The sequence below is a fragment of the Brevundimonas vancanneytii genome (assembly GCF_901421975.1).
Taxonomy (GTDB): Bacteria; Pseudomonadota; Alphaproteobacteria; order Caulobacterales; family Caulobacteraceae; genus Brevundimonas; species Brevundimonas diminuta.
The window spans coordinates 2,706,700-2,730,973 of the sequence record NZ_LR588407.1 but is presented as its reverse complement, the minus strand read 5'-3'; the positions used below and the strand labels follow the sequence as shown (position 1 = coordinate 2,730,973).

At 65.6% G+C, this 24,274-nt stretch carries 20 protein-coding genes and 1 pseudogene; 7 read left to right on the top strand and 14 right to left on the bottom strand.

What is annotated here, in order from left to right; genetic code table 11:
- Positions 1 to 96 precede the first annotated feature (96 nt).
- Positions 97 to 2,313, top strand: a complete 2,217-nt coding sequence (locus tag FGL25_RS13545) for an AGE family epimerase/isomerase (RefSeq protein WP_138141986.1) — start codon at positions 97 to 99, stop codon at positions 2,311 to 2,313.
- A gap of 53 nt (positions 2,314 to 2,366) precedes the next feature.
- Positions 2,367 to 3,338, top strand: a complete 972-nt coding sequence (galE, locus tag FGL25_RS13540) for a UDP-glucose 4-epimerase GalE (RefSeq protein WP_138142455.1) — start codon at positions 2,367 to 2,369, stop codon at positions 3,336 to 3,338.
- Positions 3,339 to 3,356: 18 nt separating this feature from the next.
- Here galE and FGL25_RS13535 read toward each other — a convergent pair whose 3' ends face one another.
- Positions 3,357 to 4,244, bottom strand: coding sequence for a DUF4214 domain-containing protein (locus FGL25_RS13535; protein ID WP_138141985.1), 888 nt, complete (start codon positions 4,242 to 4,244; stop codon positions 3,357 to 3,359).
- A 47-nt stretch (positions 4,245 to 4,291) separates the two neighbouring features.
- Between FGL25_RS13535 and FGL25_RS13530 the strand changes: the two genes are divergently transcribed.
- Positions 4,292 to 5,049 (top strand): IS5 family transposase gene (locus FGL25_RS13530; protein ID WP_099547418.1). Its coding sequence is split into 2 segments (ribosomal slippage): positions 4,292 to 4,613 and positions 4,613 to 5,049, totalling 759 coding nucleotides; the frame shifts between segments, so codons are not numbered across the junction.
- Positions 5,050 to 5,253: 204 nt separating this feature from the next.
- Here the strand turns inward: FGL25_RS13530 and FGL25_RS13525 are convergent.
- From FGL25_RS13525 to FGL25_RS13515, 3 genes are read right to left on the bottom strand one after another with little or no spacing between them, the layout of a single operon-like run.
- The gene (locus FGL25_RS13525) at positions 5,254 to 5,919 is read right to left on the bottom strand and encodes a hypothetical protein (RefSeq protein WP_138141984.1); all 666 of its coding nucleotides are present in this window, start codon (positions 5,917 to 5,919) and stop codon (positions 5,254 to 5,256) included.
- Positions 5,919 to 7,040: a glycosyltransferase family 4 protein gene (locus tag FGL25_RS17820; RefSeq protein ID WP_138141983.1), complete on the bottom strand. Its 1,122-nt coding sequence runs from the start codon at positions 7,038 to 7,040 to the stop codon at positions 5,919 to 5,921. The genes FGL25_RS13525 and FGL25_RS17820 overlap by 1 nt, the downstream gene beginning before the upstream one ends.
- Positions 7,037 to 8,839: a glycosyltransferase gene (locus FGL25_RS13515; protein WP_138141982.1), complete on the bottom strand. Its 1,803-nt coding sequence runs from the start codon at positions 8,837 to 8,839 to the stop codon at positions 7,037 to 7,039. Before FGL25_RS13515 ends, FGL25_RS17820 begins: the two co-directional genes overlap by 4 nt.
- 488 nt (positions 8,840 to 9,327) lie before the next feature.
- Here FGL25_RS13515 and FGL25_RS13510 point away from each other — a divergent pair.
- Positions 9,328 to 10,699, top strand: a pseudogene (locus FGL25_RS13510) (IS3 family transposase).
- 30 nt (positions 10,700 to 10,729) lie between these two features.
- Here the strand turns inward: FGL25_RS13510 and FGL25_RS13505 are convergent.
- Both FGL25_RS13505 and FGL25_RS13500 read right to left on the bottom strand, forming a co-directional pair.
- A complete protein-coding gene (locus FGL25_RS13505) occupies positions 10,730 to 11,713 on the bottom strand; it encodes a general secretion pathway protein GspK (RefSeq protein WP_167493355.1) in 984 nt (327 codons plus the stop codon).
- A 25-nt stretch (positions 11,714 to 11,738) separates the two neighbouring features.
- Complete coding sequence (locus FGL25_RS13500; RefSeq protein WP_138141980.1) at positions 11,739 to 12,356, bottom strand: type II secretion system protein; 618 nt, start codon at positions 12,354 to 12,356, stop codon at positions 11,739 to 11,741.
- A 112-nt stretch (positions 12,357 to 12,468) separates the two neighbouring features.
- On the opposite strand from FGL25_RS13500, the gene FGL25_RS13495 reads away from it, so the two are divergent.
- From FGL25_RS13495 to rfbB, 3 genes are read left to right on the top strand one after another with little or no spacing between them, the layout of a single operon-like run.
- Complete coding sequence (locus FGL25_RS13495; protein WP_252970186.1) at positions 12,469 to 13,467, top strand: cell wall hydrolase; 999 nt, start codon at positions 12,469 to 12,471, stop codon at positions 13,465 to 13,467.
- A complete protein-coding gene (gene rfbC, locus FGL25_RS13490) occupies positions 13,464 to 14,051 on the top strand; it encodes a dTDP-4-dehydrorhamnose 3,5-epimerase (protein ID WP_138141979.1) in 588 nt (195 codons plus the stop codon). Before FGL25_RS13495 ends, rfbC begins: the two co-directional genes overlap by 4 nt.
- A gap of 29 nt (positions 14,052 to 14,080) precedes the next feature.
- A complete protein-coding gene (gene rfbB / locus FGL25_RS13485; protein WP_138141978.1) occupies positions 14,081 to 15,130 on the top strand; it encodes a dTDP-glucose 4,6-dehydratase in 1,050 nt (349 codons plus the stop codon).
- Here the strand turns inward: rfbB and FGL25_RS13480 are convergent.
- From FGL25_RS13480 to FGL25_RS13445, 8 genes are all read right to left on the bottom strand, one after another.
- Positions 15,127 to 15,975 (bottom strand): hypothetical protein, encoded by an 849-nt coding sequence (locus FGL25_RS13480; protein WP_138141977.1) that lies wholly within the window; start codon positions 15,973 to 15,975, stop codon positions 15,127 to 15,129. The genes rfbB and FGL25_RS13480 overlap by 4 nt on opposite strands.
- Positions 15,972 to 16,649 carry an ABC transporter ATP-binding protein gene (locus tag FGL25_RS13475; RefSeq protein WP_138141976.1) on the bottom strand — a complete coding sequence of 226 codons (678 nt, stop codon included), beginning with the start codon at positions 16,647 to 16,649 and terminating at the stop codon, positions 15,972 to 15,974. Before FGL25_RS13475 ends, FGL25_RS13480 begins: the two co-directional genes overlap by 4 nt.
- The gene (locus FGL25_RS13470; RefSeq protein WP_138141975.1) at positions 16,649 to 17,812 is read right to left on the bottom strand and encodes a chain-length determining protein; all 1,164 of its coding nucleotides are present in this window, start codon (positions 17,810 to 17,812) and stop codon (positions 16,649 to 16,651) included. The genes FGL25_RS13475 and FGL25_RS13470 overlap by 1 nt, the downstream gene beginning before the upstream one ends.
- Before the next feature lie 32 nt (positions 17,813 to 17,844).
- Entirely contained in the window at positions 17,845 to 18,720 is an 876-nt protein-coding gene (locus tag FGL25_RS13465) for an ABC transporter permease (protein ID WP_252970185.1), read from the bottom strand.
- A 74-nt stretch (positions 18,721 to 18,794) separates the two neighbouring features.
- Positions 18,795 to 19,997 carry a class I SAM-dependent methyltransferase gene (locus FGL25_RS13460; RefSeq protein WP_138141974.1) on the bottom strand — a complete coding sequence of 401 codons (1,203 nt, stop codon included), beginning with the start codon at positions 19,995 to 19,997 and terminating at the stop codon, positions 18,795 to 18,797.
- Positions 19,998 to 20,096: 99 nt separating this feature from the next.
- Positions 20,097 to 21,920 (bottom strand): adenylyl-sulfate kinase, encoded by a 1,824-nt coding sequence (cysC, locus tag FGL25_RS13455; protein ID WP_138141973.1) that lies wholly within the window; start codon positions 21,918 to 21,920, stop codon positions 20,097 to 20,099.
- Positions 21,917 to 22,837 carry a sulfate adenylyltransferase subunit CysD gene (cysD, locus tag FGL25_RS13450; RefSeq protein WP_138141972.1) on the bottom strand — a complete coding sequence of 307 codons (921 nt, stop codon included), beginning with the start codon at positions 22,835 to 22,837 and terminating at the stop codon, positions 21,917 to 21,919. The genes cysC and cysD overlap by 4 nt, the downstream gene beginning before the upstream one ends.
- A 3-nt stretch (positions 22,838 to 22,840) precedes the next feature.
- On the bottom strand, positions 22,841 to 24,163 hold the full coding sequence (locus tag FGL25_RS13445) for a glycosyltransferase family 4 protein (protein ID WP_138141971.1): 1,323 nt from the start codon (positions 24,161 to 24,163) through the stop codon (positions 22,841 to 22,843).
- Between the last annotated feature and the right edge of the window lie 111 nt (positions 24,164 to 24,274).

The window sequence follows — 24,274 nt, the reverse complement described above, 5'->3', positions numbered from 1 at the left end:
CTTCGCCAACGCCGTTTGTCTAAAGACTGTCACTAGCGGTTCACGACAGCCTGTCCTAGCCTTCGCATTGGGGGCGCCACGGTCTAATAGGACGCGATGAATCTCTATCCAGTGATCATGTGCGGCGGCTCGGGCACCCGGTTGTGGCCCGCCTCTCGCCCCTCTCGACCCAAGCAGTTCATTCCCCTGGCGGGCAATCGATCGCTGTTTCAGGAAACCGCCATGCGCGTAGCGCCGCTCGTCGGCGACGGCGTCATGGTCGTGGTCGCGGGTACGCGTCACCGGGAATGGGTCATAGAGCAGCTGGAGCAGCTGGGTCTGCAGGACCGCACCCATATTCTGCTGGAGCCCGAAGCGCGCGATTCGGCCGCCGCCATGGCCGCCGCCGCCGCCTGGACCTTGGCGCGCGATCCCGAGGCGGTGAACGTCTTCGTCGCCTCCGACCACCATGTGCCGGACCACGAGGCTTTCCGTCAGGCGGTGCGCAAGGGCGCCGCGGCTGCGGGCGCGGGACGAATCGTCACCCTGGGGGTGAAGCCGACCTCGCCTTCGACCGCCTATGGCTACATCAATCCGGAAGGGCCGGGCCTGGCGCCGGTCAAGGCCTTCCGCGAAAAGCCGGATCGCGACAGCGCGGCCGAGTTCATTCGCGACGGCTATCTGTGGAACAGCGGCAACTTCATCGTTTCGGCCGCCACCCTGGTCGAGGAGCTTGAGGCGCGCGCCCCTGGCGTGGCCGATGCGGCCAAGCGCTCCTTGGGCGACCTGGCGCCGGGGCATGTCCAGGTGCTGGGCGACGCCTTCCGGGATGCGCCCAAGATCTCCATCGACTACGCCGTGATGGAGAAGACGTTGCGCGCCTCGGTCCTGGCGGTCGATTTCGCCTGGTCGGACCTGGGCGCCTGGGACGCCATCGCCGAGACCGGAGAGGGCGAGTTCGGCTCGCACATCTTCGAGGATTCCGAAGGCTGCCTGGTTCGTGCGCCGGAAGGCGTGCTGGTCGGCGTCCTGGGGGTCAGCAACCTGGCCATCGTCGCCGAGGATGACGCCATTCTGGTCTGTGATCTGGACCGGGCTCAGGACGTGAAGAGCGTGGTCGAGCGCGTGCGCACGGCGTTCCCTCAACATCTCGATTTCCGCAAGGCCGAGCCTGAGAGCCTGGAAGTCGGCGGTCGTCGCTTCGGCGATTGGCTGAGGCAGTCCGCCCTGCCCTTGTGGGCGACGTTGGGACAGGACGAAGACGGCCGGTTCGCCGAGGCCATCAGCCTGGACGGTCATGTGATGAAGGTCGCGCGTCGTGCGCGGGTTCAGGCGCGGCAGATATGGACCTACGCCGAGGCGGGCCGCCTCGGGTGGAGCGGGCCCTGGCGGCGCGCCGTCCGTCTGGGCGCCGAACGGTTGGCGACCGAGTATCTGCGTGCGGACGGCCTGTGCCGGACATTGCTGACGGCGGACGGCGCGTCGCTGGACGATACCGCCATGCTGTACGATCAGGCGTTCGTGCTTCTGGCGCTGCAATCGGCGCGTGCGCAGGCGACGGATCCGGCGGACATCGAACAGCGCGCCCTTCAGATCCGCGACATTCTGCAATCCCAGCGCTTGTCGGACGGCGGATGGCAGGAGCAGGGAGAGCATCCCTATCAGGCGAACGCCCATATGCACCTGTTGGAAGCCTGCCTGGCCTGGGAAGAGGGCGGCGGCGACGCCGGCTGGGCTGAAATGGCGGATGAGGTGGTGCGCCTGGCGCTCACGCGCTTCATTGATCCGACCGGGGGCTTCCTGCGGGAGTTCTTTGATGCGGCCTGGCGTCCGGCGACCGGCGAAGAGGGCCGTCTCGTCGAGCCGGGGCATCAGTTCGAATGGGCCTGGCTGCTGACGCGGTACGCCCGTTTGCGCGGCGATGCGGCTCTGTTGGGCCATGCGCGACGGCTGTATGATTTCGGCGTCAAGGGCGTCAGCGACAGCCGCGTCGCGCTGGACGCCATCAACGCCGATGGACGTCCACGGGGCGAACGCGCTCGCCTCTGGCCGCAAACCGAATGGCTGAAGGCCGCGCTGATCCTGGCGGAGACCGCCGAGGACGGCGAACGTCGCCGCTATCTGGCCGATGCGTCCGACGCGCTGCGGGCCTTGTGGCTCTATCTGACGCCGAACGGGGCCTGGCGCGACAAGCGGCTGGGTCGCAAGGGCTTCATGAACGAGGCGGCGCCGGCCAGCTCCTTCTATCACATCATGGGGGCGTTCGGGCAGCTGAGCGCCAGCGCCCGCCGTCTTGGCCTGACGGTCGGCGACACGAGCAAGCCCCTGAGCTGAGCCGAACTGAGCCGTGCTGAGCGGCCGGTCGGCTATTGGAGAGAGCCATGACGATGAACAATGTCCTGGTCACGGGCGGCGCCGGCTATATCGGCAGCCATACCTGCATGCGCCTCGCTGAAGCCGGCTTTCAGCCGGTAGTCTTCGACAATCTGTCGAACGGGCACAGGGAGGCCGTGCAATGGGGACCGCTGGAGGAAGGCGATGTCCGTTCGCCCTCGGACGTTCAGCGTGCCTTGGAGCGGTGGCGGCCGGTCGGCGTGATCCACTTCGCGGCCTTGATCGAGGTCGGACTGTCGTTTGATCAGGTCAGCGATTTCTACGCCGTGAACGTGGGCGGCGCGCTCAATGTCCTGGCCGCCATGAGCGCGGCGGGCGTGGCGCCTTTCGTCTTCTCCTCGACCTGCGCCACCTATGGCGAGCCGCAGTATCTGCCATTGGACGAGGCTCATCCGCAGCAGCCGATCAATCCCTATGGCCGCACCAAGCTGGCGGTCGAACAGGCGCTGGCGGACCTGGCGCGTTTCGGGACGATCCGCCCGATCATCCTGCGCTACTTCAACGCCGCGGGCGCCGATCCCGAGGGCCGTATCGGCGAGCGGCATGAACCCGAGACCCACGCCCTTCCCCTGGCCATCCAGACGGTGCTGGGGCAGAGGGCGACCTTCTCAATCTTCGGCCAGGACTATGATACGCGTGATGGCACGGCCTTGCGCGACTATGTCCATGTTCTCGATCTGGCGGATGCTCACGTGCTGGCGCTGCAACGTCTGCTGGACGGCGCGCCGGGCGGGGACGCCTTCAATCTGGGCACGGGCGCCGGAACGACGGTGAAGGAGTTGATCGCGGCGGTGGAGCAGGCCAGCGGCCGTCCGTTGCCGACCGTGCCGCAGCCGCGTCGCCAGGGGGATGCGCCCAGCCTCGTGGCCGACAATGCGGCCGCCGCCCAGACGCTGGGCTGGCGACCGCAATGGGGCCTGGCCGATATGGCTCGGCACGCCTGGAACTGGCACGCGAAAGGCTGAACGCGCGCCGCCCAGAGGTCAGACCAGGGCGGCGGCCAGGGCCTGGCGCTCTTCGTCCGTGAGGATGCGCTTCAGAAGAACCGGCAGGCGGTCCTTGAACTCGGGGCTTTCCATGCAGCTGCGCAGGTCGTCGCGATAGGTGCGGTCCCCATTGCGCAAGGCGGCGAGCGAGGACACGCGGCCGCCAGGGTCCGGGTTGCGCCCGAACATCACCTGATAGACGGCTTCGACAAACTCTTCGTTCGCCTCTTCGCGCTCGCCGTGGTGCTCGCGTCGGGGGAGAGCCGACGTATCCAGGCCCGCCGCGGCCAGGCTCTGGTTTACGGCTTCTTCGATCCGCTTGATCCGCAGCCACATCGGGGCGGCGTCGCGCACGACTTGGCGAATGAAGCGAGAATCCCAGTTGAAGACCGGGTGCGCCCCTTCGTCACGCAGAAGCGCCGCTTCGAAACCGTCGATGGCGTTCAGCGAGTCGTGAAGGATCGCCTGATCGTCGATCACATCGCCCCAAACCTGCTCGGCGGACAGCACGTCCAGGGGCGGGGCCATGAATTTTTCGAACCACAGATCGACGAGTTCGCGGCCCTTGGCGTGGCCCAGATTGATGGCGAACACGCCGGCGTTGATGTCCCACCAGCGCGGCGGCGTCAGGCCGCTGGGAGCGGCGATCAGGGCGTATTCGTTTCGTTCGGCGAGATAGGCGCCGATGTCGAACGACAGGTCGGCGATATAGGCGTCCGCATCGACATAGATGATCCAGCCGTCATAGCCGCTCTCGACGTAGGACTTCAGAATCGGGATTCGATTCAGGGAAGCGTGCCAGGGCTGGGCGCCGCGCTTGATGCCGTAGAAGCATTCGTAGGCGTGGCCGAATTTTTCGCAGTAGGCCTTAGGCTCAGGACCCATTGAATTGCGGCGTGCGATCTGATTCAGGCTCCTGAGGAGTCTGGATTATGAGCGATCTTTATTGGCTGACGGACGAGCAGATGGCTCGGCTGGAGCCCTATTTCCCTAAGAGCCACGGCAAACCTCGGGTGGATGATAGACGGGTGTTGAGCGGGATCATCTTCGTCAACCGCAACGGCCTGCGCTGGCGCGATGCGCCGCCAGCCTACGGGCCTCACAAGACGCTCTACAATCGCTGGAAGCGGTGGAGCGAGGCTGGCGTCTTCGTTCGGATGATGGAGGGCCTGTCTGGCGCACAGGCCGAGCGCCGGACCGTCATGATCGATGCCACCTATCTAAAGGCGCACCGTACGGCTTCGAGCCTGCGGGTAAAAAAGGGGGCCTCGGGCGACTGATCGGACGGACCAAAGGCGGGATGAATACCAAGCTGCACGCCGTCACCGATGCGAATGGACGCCCCATTAGCCTGTTTGTGACGGCTGGTCAGGTCAGCGACTACACCGGCGCGGCGGCTCTTCTGGATAGTCTACCCCGAGCCCAGTGGCTGCTGGGCGATAGGGGCTATGACGCGGATTGGTTCAGGGACGCCTTGGAAGCCAAGGGGATCACACCTTGCATCCCCGGACGTAAAACCCGCACCGAGCCCATCCGGTATGACAAGCGCAGATACAAACGACGCAACCGCATCGAAATCATGTTCGGTCGTCTGAAAGACTGGCGACGCGTTGCCACGCGTTATGATCGGTGCCCGAACGTCTTCCTCTCCGCCATAGCCCTCGCCGCTACAGTGCTCTTTTGGCTATGAGTCCTGAGCCTAAGCGACAGCGAGGATCGGTCGATCAGCGGGCGATATTTCGAGACGTCGGACGTCTGGATGAACGTAATCATGTCGTGGCTTGCGACCCTTTGCTTGGCGAGCGCAGTTCGGCGGGGGAGGGTGGAAACGGCTTCGCCTGATGGCGATAAAGAAGAAGGTTTGGCGGGCTTATGCCGGTGGAGCTGCTGGGCTCTACAGCAAGCCGGTGGTGTCGAACCGGAAGTCCGGATGATAGGGGCCGGGCAGCTGGCCGGCCCATTTCGAACCGAATTCGTCGCTCCACACCAAATCGTCCAGATAGGCGGAGATCCGCTTTTCGTCCTCGACGATCTCGCCGTCAGGGTGGGCGGCCGCCTCGTCAGGCCAGCGGCCGAACAGGGTCAGATAGGCCATGTCCCGGAACGACTGGGCGCCGTGGCGGCGATAGTGATTCATGGCAAAGGGCAGCAACTGCTCCAGACCGGGGCAGCTGCGCGGTGCGCGGACTTCGCTCAGCAGCTCCTCCACGCTCAGCGAGCGGGTGACGCTGGGGGGCGGGGGCATGTCCTCGGCGTCGAGCGACAGCGATTTCAGGATGCGGCCCGAGACGGCGCAGGCGACTTCGACCCGTTCGCCCAGGGCGATGGCCGCGCGCAGGCCCTGCAGTTCGAACCCGCACCAGCCGCTGCGCAGGCCTTCCTTGGCTGCAGCCGCAGAGAAGCCGCCGGCGACGGCGAAGCTGATGGGGGTGTCGTTTGCGGACAGGCGCAGCAGGCAGGGGCCGCCCGACTGGGGCGCAGCGTAGCCGAAGACGCGCGCGCCTTCGATCAGCACTTCGGACACAGCCACGGGGGCGTTGGAATAATGGGGGCTGGTCATCACTGTTCCTTCACCCAGCGCGCGATTTCCGCATAGCAACGCTCCCAGCCGTGGGGGGCTGTGCGCTGCAGGAGGTCGGGGATCGACTGCCCGGCCGAGCGCGTCTGAACGGCGCGAAGTTCGGCGGTTCGCAGCGCCTGGGCGAACTCGAACTGTTCGGTCGGATCGAAGAAGACGCACTGCTCGGGGAAGACTTCCGGCATGCTCGAGCTGTTGGAGCAGACCGTCACCTTGCCCAGGGCGCCGGCTTCCAGAACCGGCAGGCCGAAGCCCTCGAAGAAGGAGGGATAGATGCAGAAGGCGCTGTTCAGCATTAGCGCCGTGCGCTCTTCATTCGAGATAAAGCCGGTGAACAGGATGCGGTCGGCGGCGACGCCCGCGCCATCCAGACGCTTCATCAGCCGGGTCTTCTCGTCCAGCCAGCCGTCACGGCCGACGAAGACGACCTTGTACCGCGAGGCGAAGCCCGGATCGGTCATCAGATAGTCGAAGATCAGGCTGCCGTTCTTGCGCGGTTCCAGGGTGCCGATGACCACGACATAGGGTTCGACCGACAGTTCGGGGCGCAGTTGCAGGGCTCCGGCGCTGAGCTCGTTCGGTTCGAACTCGCAGCCCAGGCGGATGACGGACATCTCCGAGCGCGGCTTGCCGAAATAGGCCTCGACGTCGGTCAGGGTCGCACGCGATACGCAGAACAGGTGGTCGGATGTCTCCACATCCGACCGGATCCGGTTGGCGAAGTGGAAGATGTTTTCGGCGTTGTGGAACTGCGGCGTCACGACCGGGCTGAGGTCGTGGATGATGGCGGCTTCCTTGCCGAAGTAGCGGCGCACCGGCTTGATGTTCGGGAAGACGGCGACCATTTCGGCCGCCTCGGCCTGCGGGATCGGCGCCACGTCCCAGACCAGCTGCGACAGGGCGTCCAGCCCTCCCGCGCCGGAGCGCTGACGCAGGAATTTCACCACCAGCTCGCGCGGCAGGGGCACGGTCTCGTGGGTGAAGATCCAGTCGATGCTCTGATCTTCCAGGGCGTGGCGGACCAGGGCGGCCACGACGTTAGGAATGCCGGTCCAGTGTTCTTCGAACAGGGCGCCGACATCGAGGACTGCCTTACGCGTCATGCCTGGCCTCCCTGGGCCTTGAGCTGTTCAACCGTGCTCCAGAAGCGCTCGGCGAAGGGGGCCAGGCCGAACTGGTTGCGAACCTCCTCGAAGGCCGCCGAAGACCTGTGGGCGTAATCAGCGTCTTCCAGCGTCACGGCTCGCTCCAGCGAGACGCGGACGTCTTCTGCGGCGACGTAGTTGGTGTCCGTTCCGAACATCCGGTAGCGAGCGGCCAGACGGATATCCAGCGGGCGCGGCTCGGATGGAATGACGACGGCGTCGTTCTCTGAGATGTAGTCGCTCATGGCGGTGTGATTGACCGTCACCGGCACCACGCCCCGGCCCATGGCCTCGATCAGCGGCAGGTTCTGTCCTTCGGCGTAGGAGGTGCAGACATAGTAGGTCGCCGCGTCATAGAGACGGTTCAGCTCATTGCGCGTCAGCACCGAGTCGGTCAGCCAGATACGGTCGCTGACCATGGGCGGGATCAAGCGGCCCGCGTCCGAAACCTGTTCTTCCATCAGGATGCGGTTGGCCAGGCGCTTGGCCCGATGCGGCGTGGTCATCTTCAGCAGCAGAAGCGCGTTCGGGCGCTGCTCCAGGAAGCGCATGAACCCGGTCAGCATGGGCTCGATCTGCTTGCGGTAGTCGTGGACGTTGAAGACGCTGAGGAAGATCTCTGGCCGTTCTTCTCCGTCCAGGGAGGACAGGATGGCAGGCAGGGAGATAGCCTTGTTCCGCGCAGCGTGGTCGAGCATGGGCTGAAGGCGCGGCAGGATGCTCAGCGGTTCCCAGTTGATCCCGGCCAGGTCGCGGCCGATGCGTTCTAGTTCGCGCAGGTCCGGGCGGTGCGAACGCGGGCGACGGGCCAGGTTCGACAGGACCGGCGAGGGCACGCGCGTGGCCGGCTTGGTGATCTGGGCGGCGACGGCGGCCGTCGCGTGATGCGACGTGACCCACAGCTCGTCCGCGACATCCAGCATCTGGGCCTGGTCGGCGAAAGCGTGATGGCTGAAGGCTTCGGTCGGCAGGCGCAGCCGATCGAACTCCCAGGCGAAGCAGTTGATGTTGTAGGCGCCCTTCAGCACCCGCATCCGCTCGGGCGGATAGAAGCCCAGGTGGATGTTGACCTCGGCGCCCGATCGGTCGCGAATGTCGGAGATGTATTCCGGCTTGTCGATTACCGTGTAGTCGACCTCCATCTCCTCGAAGGCCTGGATAAAGCCGCGCATGGCGAAGGAGTAGGAATAGTCGGCGGCGCCCAGTCCGGCCGAGGCTGCCTCCTTGTCGCCCTCGTGAACCTGGCCGCCGGGCACCGAGAGGAAGACCCGCAGGGGCGCCTTGGGCGCGCTGGGGTTGGCGCCGCGGAAAACGGCGGTGTTGTCGATCCGCCGGAACAGTTTCAGCTGCAGCGCGATCTCGTCGGCGGCGGGATGGCCAAGGGCGGCGGCCGTCTCGAACTCGCGCGCGGCGGTGTCGAAATCGCCGCGGATCTTGGCCAGGTGGCCGAGCTGCAGGGCAGCCTCGGCGCTGTCGCCGTCCAGTTCCCGAGCCTTGGCGTAGGCTTCCGCCGCGCGGGCGTGGAAGCCGGCTTCCTTCAGCGCATGGCCGTACTGGATCCAGACGCCGGGCTTGGCGGGCTCCATCGCGCAGATCTGGCGCCGGTAGAGCACGTCCAGCGCCCAGTCCCGTTGAGTGCGGGCCTTTTCGGCCTGACGTTTCAAGTCCTGTGTTGAGCGGCGACGGCCGGTCAGGGGAGCGCTCAGCTCCGCGAGACTCCGGGCGATGCCCTGAGGCATCGGTATCTTGTCACTCATCAACGGCTCCCGAAGCGTCTGGAAATGCGGCCGGCCGACCCTGCACGCGGCAGACCAAGTCCTGTCCGTATCGTCAAGCCCTGCAGTAGCGAATATATCGACGGTTTATGTGGAGGCGAACCGGGATCGTCGATCTATCTGCAAGGCGCAACGCCATGAGCCTGCATCGACGAAGAGGCAGGAGCGGTCTAGAGACAGGCAGTCTTACGGGGGTGATGTTTTTATGACGGCAGGGAAAGAGGCGGACGTGCACGCTTGGGACGAAGAGGATGTCCTCAGCCTGTACCGGTTCGCCCTGCGACGCGAGGCCGAGTCTGAAGAGACCGTCCGCGACATGCGGACCTGGTCGCCGGACAGGCTGGTGCGCACCTTCTTCACCTCGCCGGAATTTTTAGGGCCGCTTGTTCGGCGTCAGCGCCTTTGGCACAGATCTGGGGTTGCGGATAATGGAGGGATTGGGTCTCGTCGCAGTGACGTAAGGAACGCAGATGAGACCCAATCCCTCCAGCCCAAAATTGGCTGCCAAGCCCACCAAGAAGCCCGCCGAGGTGGTGGTGAAAGATATTCGCCGTGCCACACGCCGGCATTTCTCGGCCGAGGATAAAATCCGCATCGTGCTCGAAGGCCTGCGCGGCGAGGAGAGCATCGCTGAACTGTGCCGCCGCGAAGGCATCGCCCAGAGCGTGTATTATTCCTGGTCAAAAGAATTCCTTGAGGCTGGCAAACGCCGTCTGGCCGGGGACACGGCCCGTGCCGCCACCAGTGACGAGGTCAAGGATCTGCGCCGTGAAGCACTGGCTCTCAAGGAATGCGTGGCCGACCTGACGCTCGAGAACCGCCTGCTTAAAAAAAGCATGATCGCGGATGGGGGCGACCAAGAATGAGGTATCCCGCCGCAGAAAAGCTCGAGATCATCCGCCTCGTCGAGCAATCCCATCTGCCCACCCGACAGACGCTGGAGAAACTGGGCATCCCACGCCGCACCTTTGCCCGCTGGTATGCCCGCTACCTTGATGGTGGGCCTGAGGCGCTGGAAGACCGCCCCTCGGCGCCAAGCCGGGTATGGAACCGGCTGCCCGAGAATGTGCGCAAACAGATCATCGACATGGCGCTGGAGGAAAGCGAACTCTCGCCCCGCGAGTTGGCCACCAAATTTACCGATGAGAAGCAGTACTTTGTCTGCGAGGCCACGGTTTATCGCCTGCTCAAGGCACAGGATCTGATCGCCAGCCCAGCCTATATCGTCATCAAGGCCCGCGACGAGTTCCACACCAAGACGATGCGACCAAACGAGATGTGGCAGACCGACTTCACCTATTTCAAGCTGATCGGTTGGGGCTGGGTTTACCTCTCAACCGTGCTCGACGACTATTCCCGCTACATCATCTCGTGGAAGCTGTGCACCACCATGACGGCGGGCGATGTCACCGACACGCTGGACTTGGCGCTGGCCGCATCAGGTTGTGACAGCGCCACCGTGCTGCACATGCCGCGCCTGCTCTCGGACAATGGCCCGAGCTATGTCGCGGGCGAACTGGCCGCCTATATCGAGGCCCAGTCCATGAGCCACGTGCGCGGCGCCCCTTTCACCCCCAGACACAGGGCAAGATCGAGCGCTGGCACCAGACCTTGAAAAACCGCATCCTACTGGAGAATTATTACCTGCCCGGCGATCTCGAAGCCCAGATCGAAGCCTTCATCGAGCACTACAACCACCAGCGCTATCACGAAAGCCTGGGCAATGTGACGCCCGCAGATGCCTACTTTGGCCGCGATCGGCAGATCCACGCCCAGCGCGCCGCCATCAAGAAACAGACCATCGAACATCGCCGCTTGCAGCACCGCAAGCTCGCCGCCTAAAAGCCAACCCCTGACGAGGCCCGCTCTCCGTTAACGCCACGCCAAACCTGCGCCAAATGTTTCGACGACGGACAGCTCAAGACCGGTCGGAGTCAGCGTCAGGCGTGCGCGATAGGTCCAGGCGGATCGGGTGTCGTGCAGGATCAGGATCGTGACGCCCGAGGGGTAGGTGTAGACCTGCTCATAGTCGCCGTCGAAGGCGGCGCCTGTGACATTGCCGATGTCGGTCAGGGAGGTCAGCGGGCGGTCTGCGCGGGCGCGGATCAGCGCCTCGGCCTGGCTTTCGTTCAGCCCGAACAAGAGGGCCAGGACCGGCGCGCCAGCGGTGTTCACATTGATAGACGACGCTGTGGGGTCGGCGGCCAGGTGCGGGCGCATCCGTCGCCACGCCTTCGCATCCACGGCTTGACGCGCGCCCAGGATCGACAGCCATTCGGTCGGCCGGATCGGGCGGCGATTGGCCGGTCCGCCATTGGCGTAATCGGCGCGTTCGGCGCCGTTGGGCTGTCTCAGGTCGTCGTAGTCGATGTAGTCCTGAAAGCGGGCGATCATGGGCTGACGCTCGCTGGCCTCGACGCCGACAGCTTCGAGGTAACGCTCATGGACCTGGCCGAACAACATGGCGGTGTTGAGCATGCCCGCCTGATCCTGGAGCCGCAGCACCAGAGGGCCGTCCACATCCATCAGATAGCGGCGGCCGTCGGCGAAAACCTGTTCAACCGGCACGCCAGACGCATTGGACGGCTCTGCGTTGAAGTCGGCGTCGAACGGGTTGCGGATGTCATTGACGCCGAAGCCATAGGCGCGCGTCGGTTCGGTGGCGGCCATATAGGCGAGGGCGGCTTCGGCCGTCATGGCGCGCTGCAGGAAGCGCACGCGCGCGCGCGCCGCCGCCGCTTCGGCCGTAAGGCTGGCCAGGGCGGTGATGGCCACCAGGAAGATCAGCGTCACCACCCCCGTCACCGCCAGCACCGCCGGCAGGGCGAAGCCGCGACGCGGCTGCGTCGCGGACAAGCGAGCGTCGGGGCTAGATTCGAGGCTAGAAGTCGACATCGGACCTCACCCATCGTCCGGGCAGACCGCTCGAAGCCGTCTCGATGACATCCACCGGCCCGGCCTTCAGGCGGACGAACAGCTGGCGGCTGCGCATGCCCTCCATGCTCAGGGACTGGCCCTTCGGGGTCTCGAATGTCGGGCTCCAGGCCTGGCCGTCTTCGGAATAGGACAATGCGGCCTCCACGCCCTGGGGCAGGGGCATCAAGGTGATCGTCCGGTCGCCGGCCTGGCACAGCACGGCGGGTTCGCCCTCGGTGCGAAGGCTCAGGGTCATGCGGCCGGCCCAACCCTGGGGGGCGCAACCCGTGGCCCGCTCCATTACCACATCGACCTCCAGCCGATCGGGCGCCGCCAGGATAGGCTGGTCGACGCCTTCCAACATGGAGGCGGGCGGGCGGACGCTGACGCTGCGGATGATGCTGCGCAGGTCGCTGACGGCGACATCGGCGTCGGCGACCGACATGGCGCGTCGGCCCAACGAAAAGCCGCTATCGCCGGCCTTGATTCCGATCGAGAAGATGACGGCCAGCGCCATGCCGCCGATCGCCAGGACGACCAGGGCTTCGATGAGGGAAAAGCCGGAGCGGCGCGCGGTCTGCATGACAAGGCCTTACTAGAGCCTCGCGCCGCGCCTGCCAATCTCGTCGACCGGCGCTTCTGCTTGGCGCTGATCGTGACGGCTGGTATTCAGAGCGGATAGTTTGCGGGGGGGAATGATGCGCGGCGTCGCTTCGGTGCTGATCGCGGGAGGATTGGGCGTCGCCGGTTGGGCGGGGCTGACCAATAATGTCCCCTTCGCCCAGGCGGAGCCCGGCGCGATCAAGCCGATCCCCGCCTATGCCCCGGCGTCGCCGACCCTCACGACGGACACCGATGCGGATCGCCGGGCCCGCCTGAACGCCCGTCTGCAGACCATGGTCAAGGAAGGCGCGGGCGCACGCTTGACGGACGCCCCGCCGCGGCCTGTTCGCCCTCGCACCGAAGCTCGCCGAGCTGAAACTCGTCGCGCCCCCGGCGCTGCGCGCGCCGCGTCCGAGGTCCGGAGCGAGCCCGCCGCCTCCTTCGCGCCCCCGCCCGTCAACCTGTCTGCGGCGAGCTCGGCCCGCCGCAACAGCCGCGGCTATGTCGAGCCGACGCTGGACTTGAGAACGCCGCCGCGCATTCCGGACAATGATCTCGAGTGCCTGACCCAGGCGGTCTATTATGAGGCTCGGAACGAGAGCGAATCCGGTCAGGCCGCGGTCGCCGAGGTCGTGCTGAATCGTTCGCGGCATCGCGCCTATCCCAAGGACGTCTGCGAGGTCGTTTATCAGCGCAACAGCCGCACCTGTCAGTTCACCTTCACCTGTGACGGCTCGATCGGCCGTCGGCCCGTCAGCGCAGTCGCCTGGGCGCGCGCCGAGCGCATTGCGCGCGAGGTCTATGAAGGCCGCTCGGCCAGCCAACTGCCCAAGAATTCGGTGAACTATCACGCCAACTATGTCCGCCCGTCCTGGGGGCGGAGGCTGGAGCGCGTGCGTCAGATCGGCGCTCATATCTTCTACGGTTCGCCGCTGAACGGCGGCTCCACGCCGGGCGCCTGGGAGCGGGAGGCGGCGCCTGCGCCGCGCCTGCTGTTCGTCCGCAACGAGGCGCTGGACCGCGCCTACGCCCTCATGGCCTCCAGGCCCGAAGCCTCGGCCGAAACGGCGTCCGGCTCGGCCGGCTCGTGAACGGAGAGGTCATCCTGTTGCGGACCCCGCGCTACGGCGATGCGCGCGGCTGGTTCTCGGAAACCTGGTCCAGGGCGCGTTTTGCGGCCGCGGGCATCGACTGCGATTTCGTGCAGGACAACCAGTCCTGGTCCGAGGCCCAGGGCGTCGTGCGCGGCTTGCACTTCCAACGCCCGCCCTACGCCCAGGCGAAGCTGGTGCGCTGTCTGCGCGGCGCCATTCTGGACGTGGTGGTCGACCTGCGCGCCGGGGCGCCCAGTTTCGGCCGCGCCCATGCGGTCGAGCTGACGGCGGAGAGCGGCGATCAGCTCTTCGTTCCGCCGTCCTTCGCCCACGGCTTCGTCACCCTGCGGCCAGGCACGGAGGTGGCCTATAAGGTCTCGGCGCCTTACGCGCCCGAGCATGAGGCGGGGCTGGCGTGGGACGATCCCGACCTCGAGATTTCCTGGCCGGTCACGGCGGACCAGGTTGTTCTGGCGGACCGCGACCGCGCTTGGCCGCGCCTGCGGGATCTGGACACGCCTTTCCGAGGCGATCAGGCCTCCACCCTGTCGATTGTGGACCTGGGCGCGGTTAGCCGTTAGCCGGGGCGTCTGCGACGAAGGAGACGCTTGTGCGGACATTGCTCACCGGCGGCGCCGGCTTCATCGGCTCGGCTCTGGTTCGCGAACTTCTGGCGCGTGGCGATGAGGTGCTGGTTGTCGACAAGCTGACCTACGCCGGGGTCGAGGCTTCGCTGGACGAAGTCGCGGCCCATCCCGGTTTCCGTTTCCTCAAGGCCGACATCTGTGATGCGCCGGCCATGGCCGGCGCCTTCAGCGATTTCCAGCCGGATCGCGTCGCCCATCTGGCGGCAGAGACCCACGTCGATCGCTCGATCGACGGCCCGGCCGTCTTCATCCAGACCAATGTGGTCGGGACGCAGGTTCTGCTCGACCAGGCGCTGGTCCATTGGCGTGGACTGAGCGGAGCGGCGCGCGACGGCTTCCGCTTCCTCCATGTCTCGACGGACGAGGTGTTCGGCTCCCTCGACGCCGAGGGGCGGTTCGATGAGACGACGCCCTATGACCCGCGCTCGCCCTATTCCGCCTCCAAGGCGGCGTCGGACCATCTGGTGCGCGCCTGGGGCCAGACCTATGGCCTGCCCGTTCTCATCAGCAACTGCTCCAACAACTACGGCCCTCGGCAGTTTCCGGAAAAGCTGATTCCGACCTTGATCCTGCGCGCCCTGTCGGGGCGGAGCCTGCCGATCTACGGCGACGGCCTCAACGTCCGCGACTGGCTGTTCGTCGAGGATCACGCCCGCGCCCTGGCGCTGATGCTGCAAGAGGCCGAGCCGGGCCGCACCTATTGCGTCGGCGGCGATGCGGAACGCACCAATCTTCAGATCGCCGAGCTGGTTTGCGGGGCGCTTGACCGCCTTCGCCCTCGCGAAGACGCAGAGCCGCATCGTTCGGCGATCCGTCTGGTGGAGGACCGACCGGGGCATGATCGGCGCTATGCCGTCGATGCTAGCGCCATCCGTCGCGACCTGGCTTGGAGCCCGCAAGGCGCGATGGAGGACGGCGTGGCCCAGACCGTGGCCTGGTATCTTCAGAACGAGGAATGGTGGACCCCGCTGGCGGGGAGCAGTCTGGAGAGGCGCGGCTTGTCCGGGCCCTAGTCGACGCGAGAGACGACCAGGTCCGATAGGCTGATCTGGCCGTGGAAGACGCCTTCCATCACCAGCAGGCGGAACTCGCAGATGCCCGGCGTCGTCCAGTCGTAGATCATTTCTATTTCGAAGACGCCGGAACGTTGCAGCCGGAACTCCTGACTGGCGAAGTCCTCCGTGCCGCCCCAATCGGCCCGGAACAGATATCGGCTGGCGTAGTCGTCGACCGACAGGGTGAAGACCGCTTTCCAGCGTCCCTGGGGCATGTCGAAATAGGGGCCGTAGACGATGATGCGCGGTCGACCGGTCAGGTCGAGAGAGGCGAATCCGTCCGCATGGGTCGGCGGCTTGTGCCAGGTCAGAACGGCGCCGGGCCAAACCGCCCGGCCTTGCGTGTAGAATTGCAGCGCCGCAGCCATCGGCCCTTGTAGGGGCGGCCGGGCGTGCGGGCGTGTCACCTCCAGATCGGAGAAGAGACGGATAGGCCCCTTCGCAAGATCCTCAGGGCCGAACACGCGCTGAGGGGGCAGGGTCGTCGCCTGAGCGAAGCCCTGGCTGGCGGCGTGCACGACCCGATGGCGTTCCGTCTGCTCCATCTCATCAGGGATGATGATGTCCAGGGCGTCCAGGACGACAGCGATGTGGTTGACGTCGGGTTGGCGGCTGCGCGCTTCGTCGGCCGATGCGGTCAGCAACAGGACAGGGGCGGCGGCGTCGAACGCCTGGCTTTCATCCCAGTCATGCAGGACGTAGCCCGCCGCCGTGGCGGCCTCGCCCAAGCGCCCGATCCAGTCCTGCCGGTTCGGCAACTGGGGCAGGACGATCCAGTTGCGGACGTTCATATCGGCGCTCATGCAGCCCGCAGCCAAGTGTAGACCTCGACCGCTTCCTGGATGTCATGGAACATCTTGGCTCGGCCGCTTTCGATAATGAGGGCGCGATCGCAGTAGTTGGCGATCAGCTGTACGTCGTGAGAGGCCATGAGGAAGGCGCGGTGCGCCCGTTCCTCGAATAGGCCTTCCTGGCACTTCCGTTGGAAGCGGGCGTCGCCGACCGCCACCAGTTCGTCGATCAGATAGCAGTCGAACTCGATGGCTAGCGACAGGCCGAAGGCCAAGCGCGCGCGCATCCCCGACGAATAGTGCTTCACCGGGTCGCGCAGGGCCTTTCCCAGCTCCGCGAAGTCGTCCACGCGCTCGAGCGTCTCATGGTAGTCCCTCTCATAGAGGCGCGCCAGGAACCGCACATTGTCTAGGCCGGACAGGCTGCCTTGAAAGCCGCCGCCGAAGCCGATCGGCCAGGACGAGGACATCCGCCACGAGATGGAGCCCTCGCTGGCGGGCATGACGCCGCCTAGCATCTTAATCAGGGTCGACTTGCCCTGGCCGTTGCGACCGAGAATCGCCAGTCGTCCCGACCGTCCCAGGTCGAAATTCAACCCGGTGAACAGGGGCTTGTGCGCTCCGTGATAGGTCTTCCCGACGTTTTGGACGCGAAGGCCGGGGTCCGTATCGGCGTCCGACGTCATCAGTCCTGCCTATGTTCCCGGATGCCGGCCCAGATCAGCCAGCCCACGCCGTAAAGCAGCAAGGCCGAGGCCAGGACAGTGAGAATCGACCGCCAGCGGCGCGGCTCGGACGCCTTGTCCGGCAGGCTAGGCTCGACGATGCGCTCAAGATAGAGCTTCTGGCGGCGGGCTTCTTGTTCGGCGGACAGCAGGGCGGCCGTGGCCTGGGCCAGTTGCTTGTCGGCTATCTCGCGACGCAGCGTCAACTCTTCGAACGGGCCGATCTTGGTCGCCAGCGAGCTCGCGTCGCCGGCCATCTTGGCGCGGGCCTCGGCGACCTGGCGCTCATAGGCGGCGATGCGGTTGTTGAGGATCGGCAGTTGGGGGCTGGACGGCGCCTCGGCCGCGATCTGGGTGCGCTCGGCGCGCAGCTGGGCGATCGTCACCAACAGGCCGTTGATGACGCCCGAGCTTTCGGCCGCAGCCAGTCGGGGATCGATGAACTGGGCGTTGTTGCGCAGGGCCGTCAGCGCCTGCTGAGAGGCGGCGACCTCGGTTTGGGCGCGCTCGAGCGCGGCCTTGGCGTCGCGCACGGCGTTGGCCGACGCCCGCTCGTTCAGGCGGTTGATCAGGGTTTCGCCGCTGGCCAGGAGGGCCTTGTTGACGTTCTGGGCGTCCTTGGGGTCGAACGCTTCGACCCGCAGGGTGCTGATGCCCGTGCCGGCGTCATAGCCGACCGTCATGAAGCGCTTGAACGCCTTGTAGAGGCTCTCTTCGCTACGAGTCTCCCAAGGGCGCGGGTAGCGGGCGATGAAGTCGGAGCCCGGGCGGGCGAAGACCTTGTTGACGTCGAACTGCTTTTGCAATTCCTCCAGGCCGTCCCGCGACGACATGTACTCGTGCACCGCAAAGGCGTCATTCATGCCCGTCGAGAAGCCGACCCCTTGCAGGGCCAAACCCACGGCCGAGGGCTGGCCGACATTGGCCGAACGCACGACGAAGCGCGCTTCGGACACATAGAGCGGGGCGGCGATCAGCAGGTAGTAGACCGCTGCGATCAGGGTCGGCAGGGCGACGACCAGCACGAAGCCCAGAGGAATCCGTTTCCAGATGTCCTTTGGCTTCTTCTTTGGGCCCTCGATAGCGTTCAGAGGGCCGACGTAACTGATCTTTTGCTCAGCCATAGAGAGGTTTCGCCTTGGAAATCGTTGGCTCTTTACTCGACCGCGATGCGATCGCGCGCACCCGCGATCATGGCCAAGCCTAGCAGATTGAACACCGCGCCACATAGCAGGGCGTAGCCGACGTCGAAATACGTCGGCGTGAATTCATCGAAAACGCCCGCCCGCACCATCTCAACCCCGTGGACGAAGGGGATCAGGAGGATGAACTTCTGGAAGTCGGGGGGCAGCCACGCCACCATGCTGAAGGCGCCCGAAAGGGGAATGAGCAGATAGCTGATCAAACCGATCAGTCGTTCGAACACATCGTACCGCATCGCCAGTCCGGTCAGCACTAGGGCGAAGCCCACGCTGACCCAGCACAGAAGCGTCCATCCGATGTAAAGCGTCAGATAATCGTGCGGCAGCTGCACTTCACCCATTGCAAGCAGCACCAGGTAGACGAATACGAAGGCCGCGGTGGTGCCGCCGATCTCGATCATGGCCCGCGAGGTGAAGATATGCATCGGGCTCACCTTGCGGTGATACAGCAGCCCCAGATTGGATTGCAGAGCCGACGCCAGGGCCCCGATCAGATGTCGGATCAGGATCAGCGACATATAGCCCGTCATGACGAACGGGATGAGGCGCACGCCGTGTTCATATTCGGGCTTGGTGGCGGCCCACAGGAACATGACGCCGAAGCAGAACAGCAAGGGTTCGCCGACGATCCACGCAAAACCGAGGCCCTCGCGACCGAACCGCGTGGCCATCTCGCGCATCATCAATGCGCCGACGATTTTCAGGTGGCGGGCTGCTTTTGCGAACATCGAACGAGTGTTGACGCAGCGACGCTGCAAGGAGCTGAGCGCGTCGAGGAGGAGGCCCGCCTCGACGTTTCTGGACCATAGCCGACCCTTGCCGGGGTGCAAAGTTTCATTCGCCTTCTGGACTGAAATCGCGAAGGGTTTCTTGACGGAAACGCCGAGATTTCAAGGTGCGGTCTTTAGAACTTCAACGTCGGCGCGCCCAAGACGCTGAGCCAGGCGACCTGTTCCGCGACCAGGTCGATCTCGAAATGCACGCCTTCGGCTAGATCCGTAGAGGCGATGCGGATCTGGACTTCAGCGCTTTCGCCGGGCTCGAGCGGCGGCACGGCGAAGATGCGCGAGGGCTCCGAGTTGAGAGCGGCGCCTGCGGCGTCGAACGCCTTGACGCCGATGTTCACACAGCCGGGCTCGACGCCCGAGGCCCGCCAACTGCCCTGACCTGTGTTGGTGATGGCGATGCGGACAGAGTCCGTCTTGTTCTCAGCGACCGAGACCATCTCGATGGTCCCGAAGAAGCCTTCGCGGGTGCGGCTGTCCAGGCGCTCCGCCCCAGGCTTGCGGAAGGTGAAGACGCGCCGGTTCTTGTTGTTCTCGATGACGTAGGAGCCGATATCCACGACGGCGCGATTGGGACGGCTTTGCATGTCCCGGTATTCGTCGAGCGACAGCGTCAGAGGGATGTCGGTGAAGAGCGCCATGCGGAAGTCTTCGAAGCCGGTTTCCGCCGCGATGGCGGCGATGTCCTCGACGACGATGTCGTTCTCGATCACCGCGAATTGCCGCATCTCATATTGCGACATGGGCGTGGACGAGTGATTGGGGCCGGGTTCGTGCAGACCGGCGATGCCGCCAGGCTTCAGGATGCGGTGGAACTCGCGAATGTACATCGCCTGGTCAGCCACGTGGTGGAAGCTGTCGAAGCAGATCACCCGATCGACGGATGCGTCGGGCAGGGGGATGCCGCCTTCCGTTATGGCTTCGAAACGAATGTCGCGTTGCGACAAATAAGGGTGCTCGGCGACGGCTGCGCGGGCGATCGAAAGGGCTTCCTTAGAGATATCGACGCCGATGGGCCGGCATCCCAGCAGGCCCAGAGCCTGGGAAAGCCATCCGGTTCCACAGCCGAAATCGACCACGACATCGCCCGGCTTGGGTTGAAGCATCTGCAGCAGAGCCGAGATCCCCGACAGGGTTGGCGGGGTCTCGTGAAGATTGGAGAACGGCTTCCTCAGCACATGGGTCCAAGGGTTGTCGATGCCGCGGAAATAGTTGTCAGCGCGGGCGGCGTGTTCATCGTGACCATAGGCCGCGATCAGGCGTCGAACATCGACAAACCCATTCTCGTCAACATATTGATCTGATCGATCAACGAGCTCCATGGTGTTCTCCGGTTCGTTTCACGCGACCACGATTGCATAGGCAGATCAAGGACGGCTTGTCGATGCGGCGCCTCGGTCGCCCAAGGCCTGCGCTTGCCGCTAAGGGGTTGTCTTGCGCAGGACGTTCAGAATGAGCTCGGCCGCTTCGGGCGCGGACCTTTTGCTGGTCTGGATGTGGGCGTCGGCACTTTCCGGCGCCTCATAGGGGCTGTCGATGCCGGTGAAGTTCGTCAGCTCGCCGCGACGGGCCTTGGCGTAAAGTCCTTTGACGTCGCGCGCTTCGGCCACCGCTAGGGGGGCGTCGACAAACACCTCCAGGAAGGCGATGTCGCCCATCATCTCGCGCGCCATCGCCCGCTCGGCGCGGAAGGGCGAGATCAGGCAGACTAGGACGATCAGGCCGGCGTCGGCCATCATCTTGGCGGCTTCGGCGGCGCGACGGATGTTCTCGACCCGGTCGGCGTCGGTGAAGCCCAGGTCGCGGCTCAACCCGTGGCGCAGGTTGTCGCCGTCGATCAGATAGGTGTGGCGTCCTTCGGCGGCCAACTGCTCTTCGACCAGGTTGGCGATGGTGGATTTGCCGGATCCCGACAGGCCGGTGAACCACAGCACGGCGGGCGTCTGTTGCTTCAGGGCGGCGCGGCGGGCGCGGTCGACCTTGATCGACTGGCGATGGATGTTGTGAGCGCGGCGTAGGGCGAAACGGATCATGCCCGCCCCGACTGTGGCCTGGCTGATCCGATCGATGAGGATGAAGCCGCCCAGCTGGCGATCGACCTCATAGGGGGCGAAGGCGATGTCGGCGCCCAGCGACAGGCGGCAGACGCCGATGTCGTTCAGCTCCAGCGTCCGCGCCGCCAAAGCCTCCAGGGTGTTGACGTTCACCTTGTGGCGGATGTCGGTGACGGAGGCGGATACCGTGCGGGTTCCCAGCTTGAGGTCATATTGACGGCCGGGCAGCAGGGCCGCCTCGTCCATCCAGATGACGGTCGCTTCGAACTGATCGGCGGCTTCCAGCGGATCCGACGCGGCGCACAGGACATCGCCGCGCGACAGGTCGATCTCGTCGGTCAGCGTCAGCATGACCGCTTGACCCGCGATGGCGGCCTCACGGTCGCCTTTGGGCGCCAGAAGGCGCGCCACCTGCGACACGACCCCCGACGGCACGACCCTGACCGCGTCGCCCGGACGCACGGCGCCTGAGGCGATCAGCCCCGTATAGGCGCGCAGATCCTGGTTGGGGCGCACGACCCCCTGCACCGGAAGGCGGAGGGCCCGGTCGGGCGCCGCCGTGGCGACAGGCAGGGCCTCCAGCGCCTCGATCAGGGTGGGGCCGTCGAACCAGCCGCCGCCGCGCCCGACCACATTGTCGCCGGTCGCGCCTGACAGGGGAATGGCCTGCGCCTCCAGACCGATCTGGCGGGCATAGGTGTCGAACTCCGTCGCGATCCGCGCGAAGACTTCGGCGGACCAGTCGGCCAGATCCATCTTGGTCACGGCCAGGATGACGCGTTTCACCGCCATCAGAGCGAGGATGTGGGCGTGACGGCGCGTCTGGGTCAGCACGCCCTTGCGCGCATCCACCAGGATGACGGCCGCATCGGCGGTCGAGGCGCCGGTCGCCATGTTGCGCGTATACTGCTCGTGTCCCGGCGTATCGGCGACGATGAAGCTGCGTTTCGCGGTCGAGAAATAGCGGTAGGCGACATCGATGGTGATGCCCTGCTCGCGCTCGGCCAGCAGGCCGTCGACCAGGCGCGAGAAGTCGGGTCGGCCGTCGGCGTCCAGAATGGTCGCCAATTGGTCCTCGGGCACGACGCCCAGGTCGTGCAGCAGGCGGCCGATAAGGGTCGATTTTCCGTCATCGACCGAGCCACAGGTGATGAAGCGCAGCAGGTCGCGCTGGGGGGAGGGGGCGCTCAAAAATAACCCTCCTGCTTCTTGCGTTCCATCGACCCGGCCTGGTCGCGGTCGATCAGCCGGCCCTGACGTTCGGACGTGCGAGAGGCGCGCATCTCGGCGATGATCGCCTCCAGGTCGGCCGCCTGGCTTTCGATGGCGCCGGACAGGGGGTAGCAGCCCAGGGTGCGGAAGCGCACGGTGCGGATTTCCGGGGCCTCGCCCGGCAGCAGGCGCATCCGTTCGTCATCGACCACGATCAGCGAGCCTTCACGTCGGACCACGGGGCGCGGGGCGGCGAAATAGAGGTCTACGACAGGGATGTTCTCGGCGGCGATGTAGTCCCAGACGTCGAACTCGGTCCAGTTCGACAGGGGGAAGACTCGCATGCTCTCTCCGGCCGAGACGCGCGCATTGTACAGGTTCCACAGCTCGGGGCGTTGGCGACGCGGATCCCAGCGGTGGCCGGGGCCGCGGAACGAGAAGACCCGCTCCTTGGCGCGGCTGGCCTCTTCGTCGCGCCGCGCCCCGCCGATGGCGGCGTCGAAGCCGTGCAGGTCCAGCGCCTGTTTCAGCCCCTGGGTCTTCCACAGGTCCGTATGGACGGCCGAGCCGTGGTCGAACGGATTGATCCCCCGGCTCTCGGCTTCGGGGTTGCGATAGACGATCAGGCGCGCCCCGCTTTCGGCCGCCATGCGGTCGCGCAGGGCGTACATGGCGCGGAACTTCCACGTCGTGTCGACATGCAGCAGGGGGAAGGGCGGCGGGGCCGGATAGAAGGCCTTGCGCGCCAGGTGCAGCAGCGCCGCTGAATCCTTGCCGATCGAATAGAGCAGCACGGGGCGGGCGCATTCGGCCGCCACCTCGCGCAGGATGTGGATGCTTTCTGCCTCCAGCCGTTCAAGATGGCTCAGGCGTTGCGGCGAGGGGGGGACGGGCATGGCTCAGGTCGTCGCCAGGCCGACCTTGGCGTACAGCTCCCGCAGCCGCGCCTGATAGGCTTCGGGCGTGAACTTTCCGGCCTGAGCCAGGCCGCGGGTCGCCAGATCGGCGCGCAGGGCCTCGTCGGCGTCCAGGGCCTGGATGCCGCGCGTGATGGCCTGGACGTCATAGGGATCGACGACCACGGCCGCGTCGCCGGCCACCTCGGGCAGGGAGCCGCCGGTCGAGGTCAGCACCGCCGTCGACAGGGCCATGGATTCCAGCACTGGCAGGCCGAAGCCCTCATACAGGGACGGGAACAGCGTGGCCTTCGCACCCCGGATCAGGCTGATCAGCATGGAGAAGGGCATGTATTCATACTGGCGAATACGGTCGGCGCTGGGGCCCCCGTCGCGCTTGACCTGGTTCAACAGGGCTGTCTCGCCCTCGTCCAGCCAGGCGCGACCGCCGATGATGACCAGAGGGGTCTTGCTGCCCGAGGCGAGATAGGCTTCGACGATCCGGCCCAGGTTCTTCTTTGGCTCGATGGCGCCGAAATGCAGGAAGTAGTCTTTCCATCCCAGGTTGAAGACGCCTTCCAACTCCAGCTCCACCTCGGCCTGGCTGCGTTCCGTCAGCGTCGTCGGCAGGTGGACGGCCTGATAGGTGTTGGTGACGCGGTCCTCGGACACGCCCAGCAGGCGGATGACGTCCTGGCGGGTGGTTTCAGAGACGACGGCGATGTGATCGGCGCGGGCGGCCACGGCCTGGCACAGCTTCATGTACACCGCCTTGTCGTCCATCGTGGTGTGCGGCAGACGCAGCGGGATCAGATCGTGGATGGTGTAGATGTTCGGCGCGCCCTTGGCGTAGAGCGGCAGGGTCGCCGTCCAATGCATCACATCGGGCGCTGGCGCGTCATGCGTCGCTTCAAAGCGGACCGGCGTTTCCTTGCCGTATGCGGCGAAACAGCGGTTGGCGTTTTGGAACAGGTTCTGCGCCGCCCAGAAACGGTCGACGGCCGGGCGACCCCCGCCGCGACTGGGCCATATCACCTCGCCTGAGGGCAGGATGGCGTGGGCCTCGCGGCCAAAGCGCGACATGTAGGTGTCGCGGAAGCGCTGCATCTTCTTCTTGCGGTTCAGCTTTTCGGGCGGACGTTCGGCGTCGGTCAGGGCGGTTTCATTGACGACGTTGCTGGCGCGGCGCGGGGCGGGCGGGCCATACAGGGCCTGGGTTCCCAGGCCGATTTCACGCGCGTTGATCAGCAGGTTCCGGCCATAGGTGGCGATGCCCGATCCCTTCGCCAGCGCCAAGTTGAAGCCGTCAATGCAGATGGAAGCCATGGTGTCCAATACGTCGTCGCGATTGGGCGGATGTGGACGACAGGGCGGGCGGCAGGTCAAGGGGGCAGGCGCGCTTGGCGTTTACCCTCTGTTTATTTCTGTAGCGTGTGG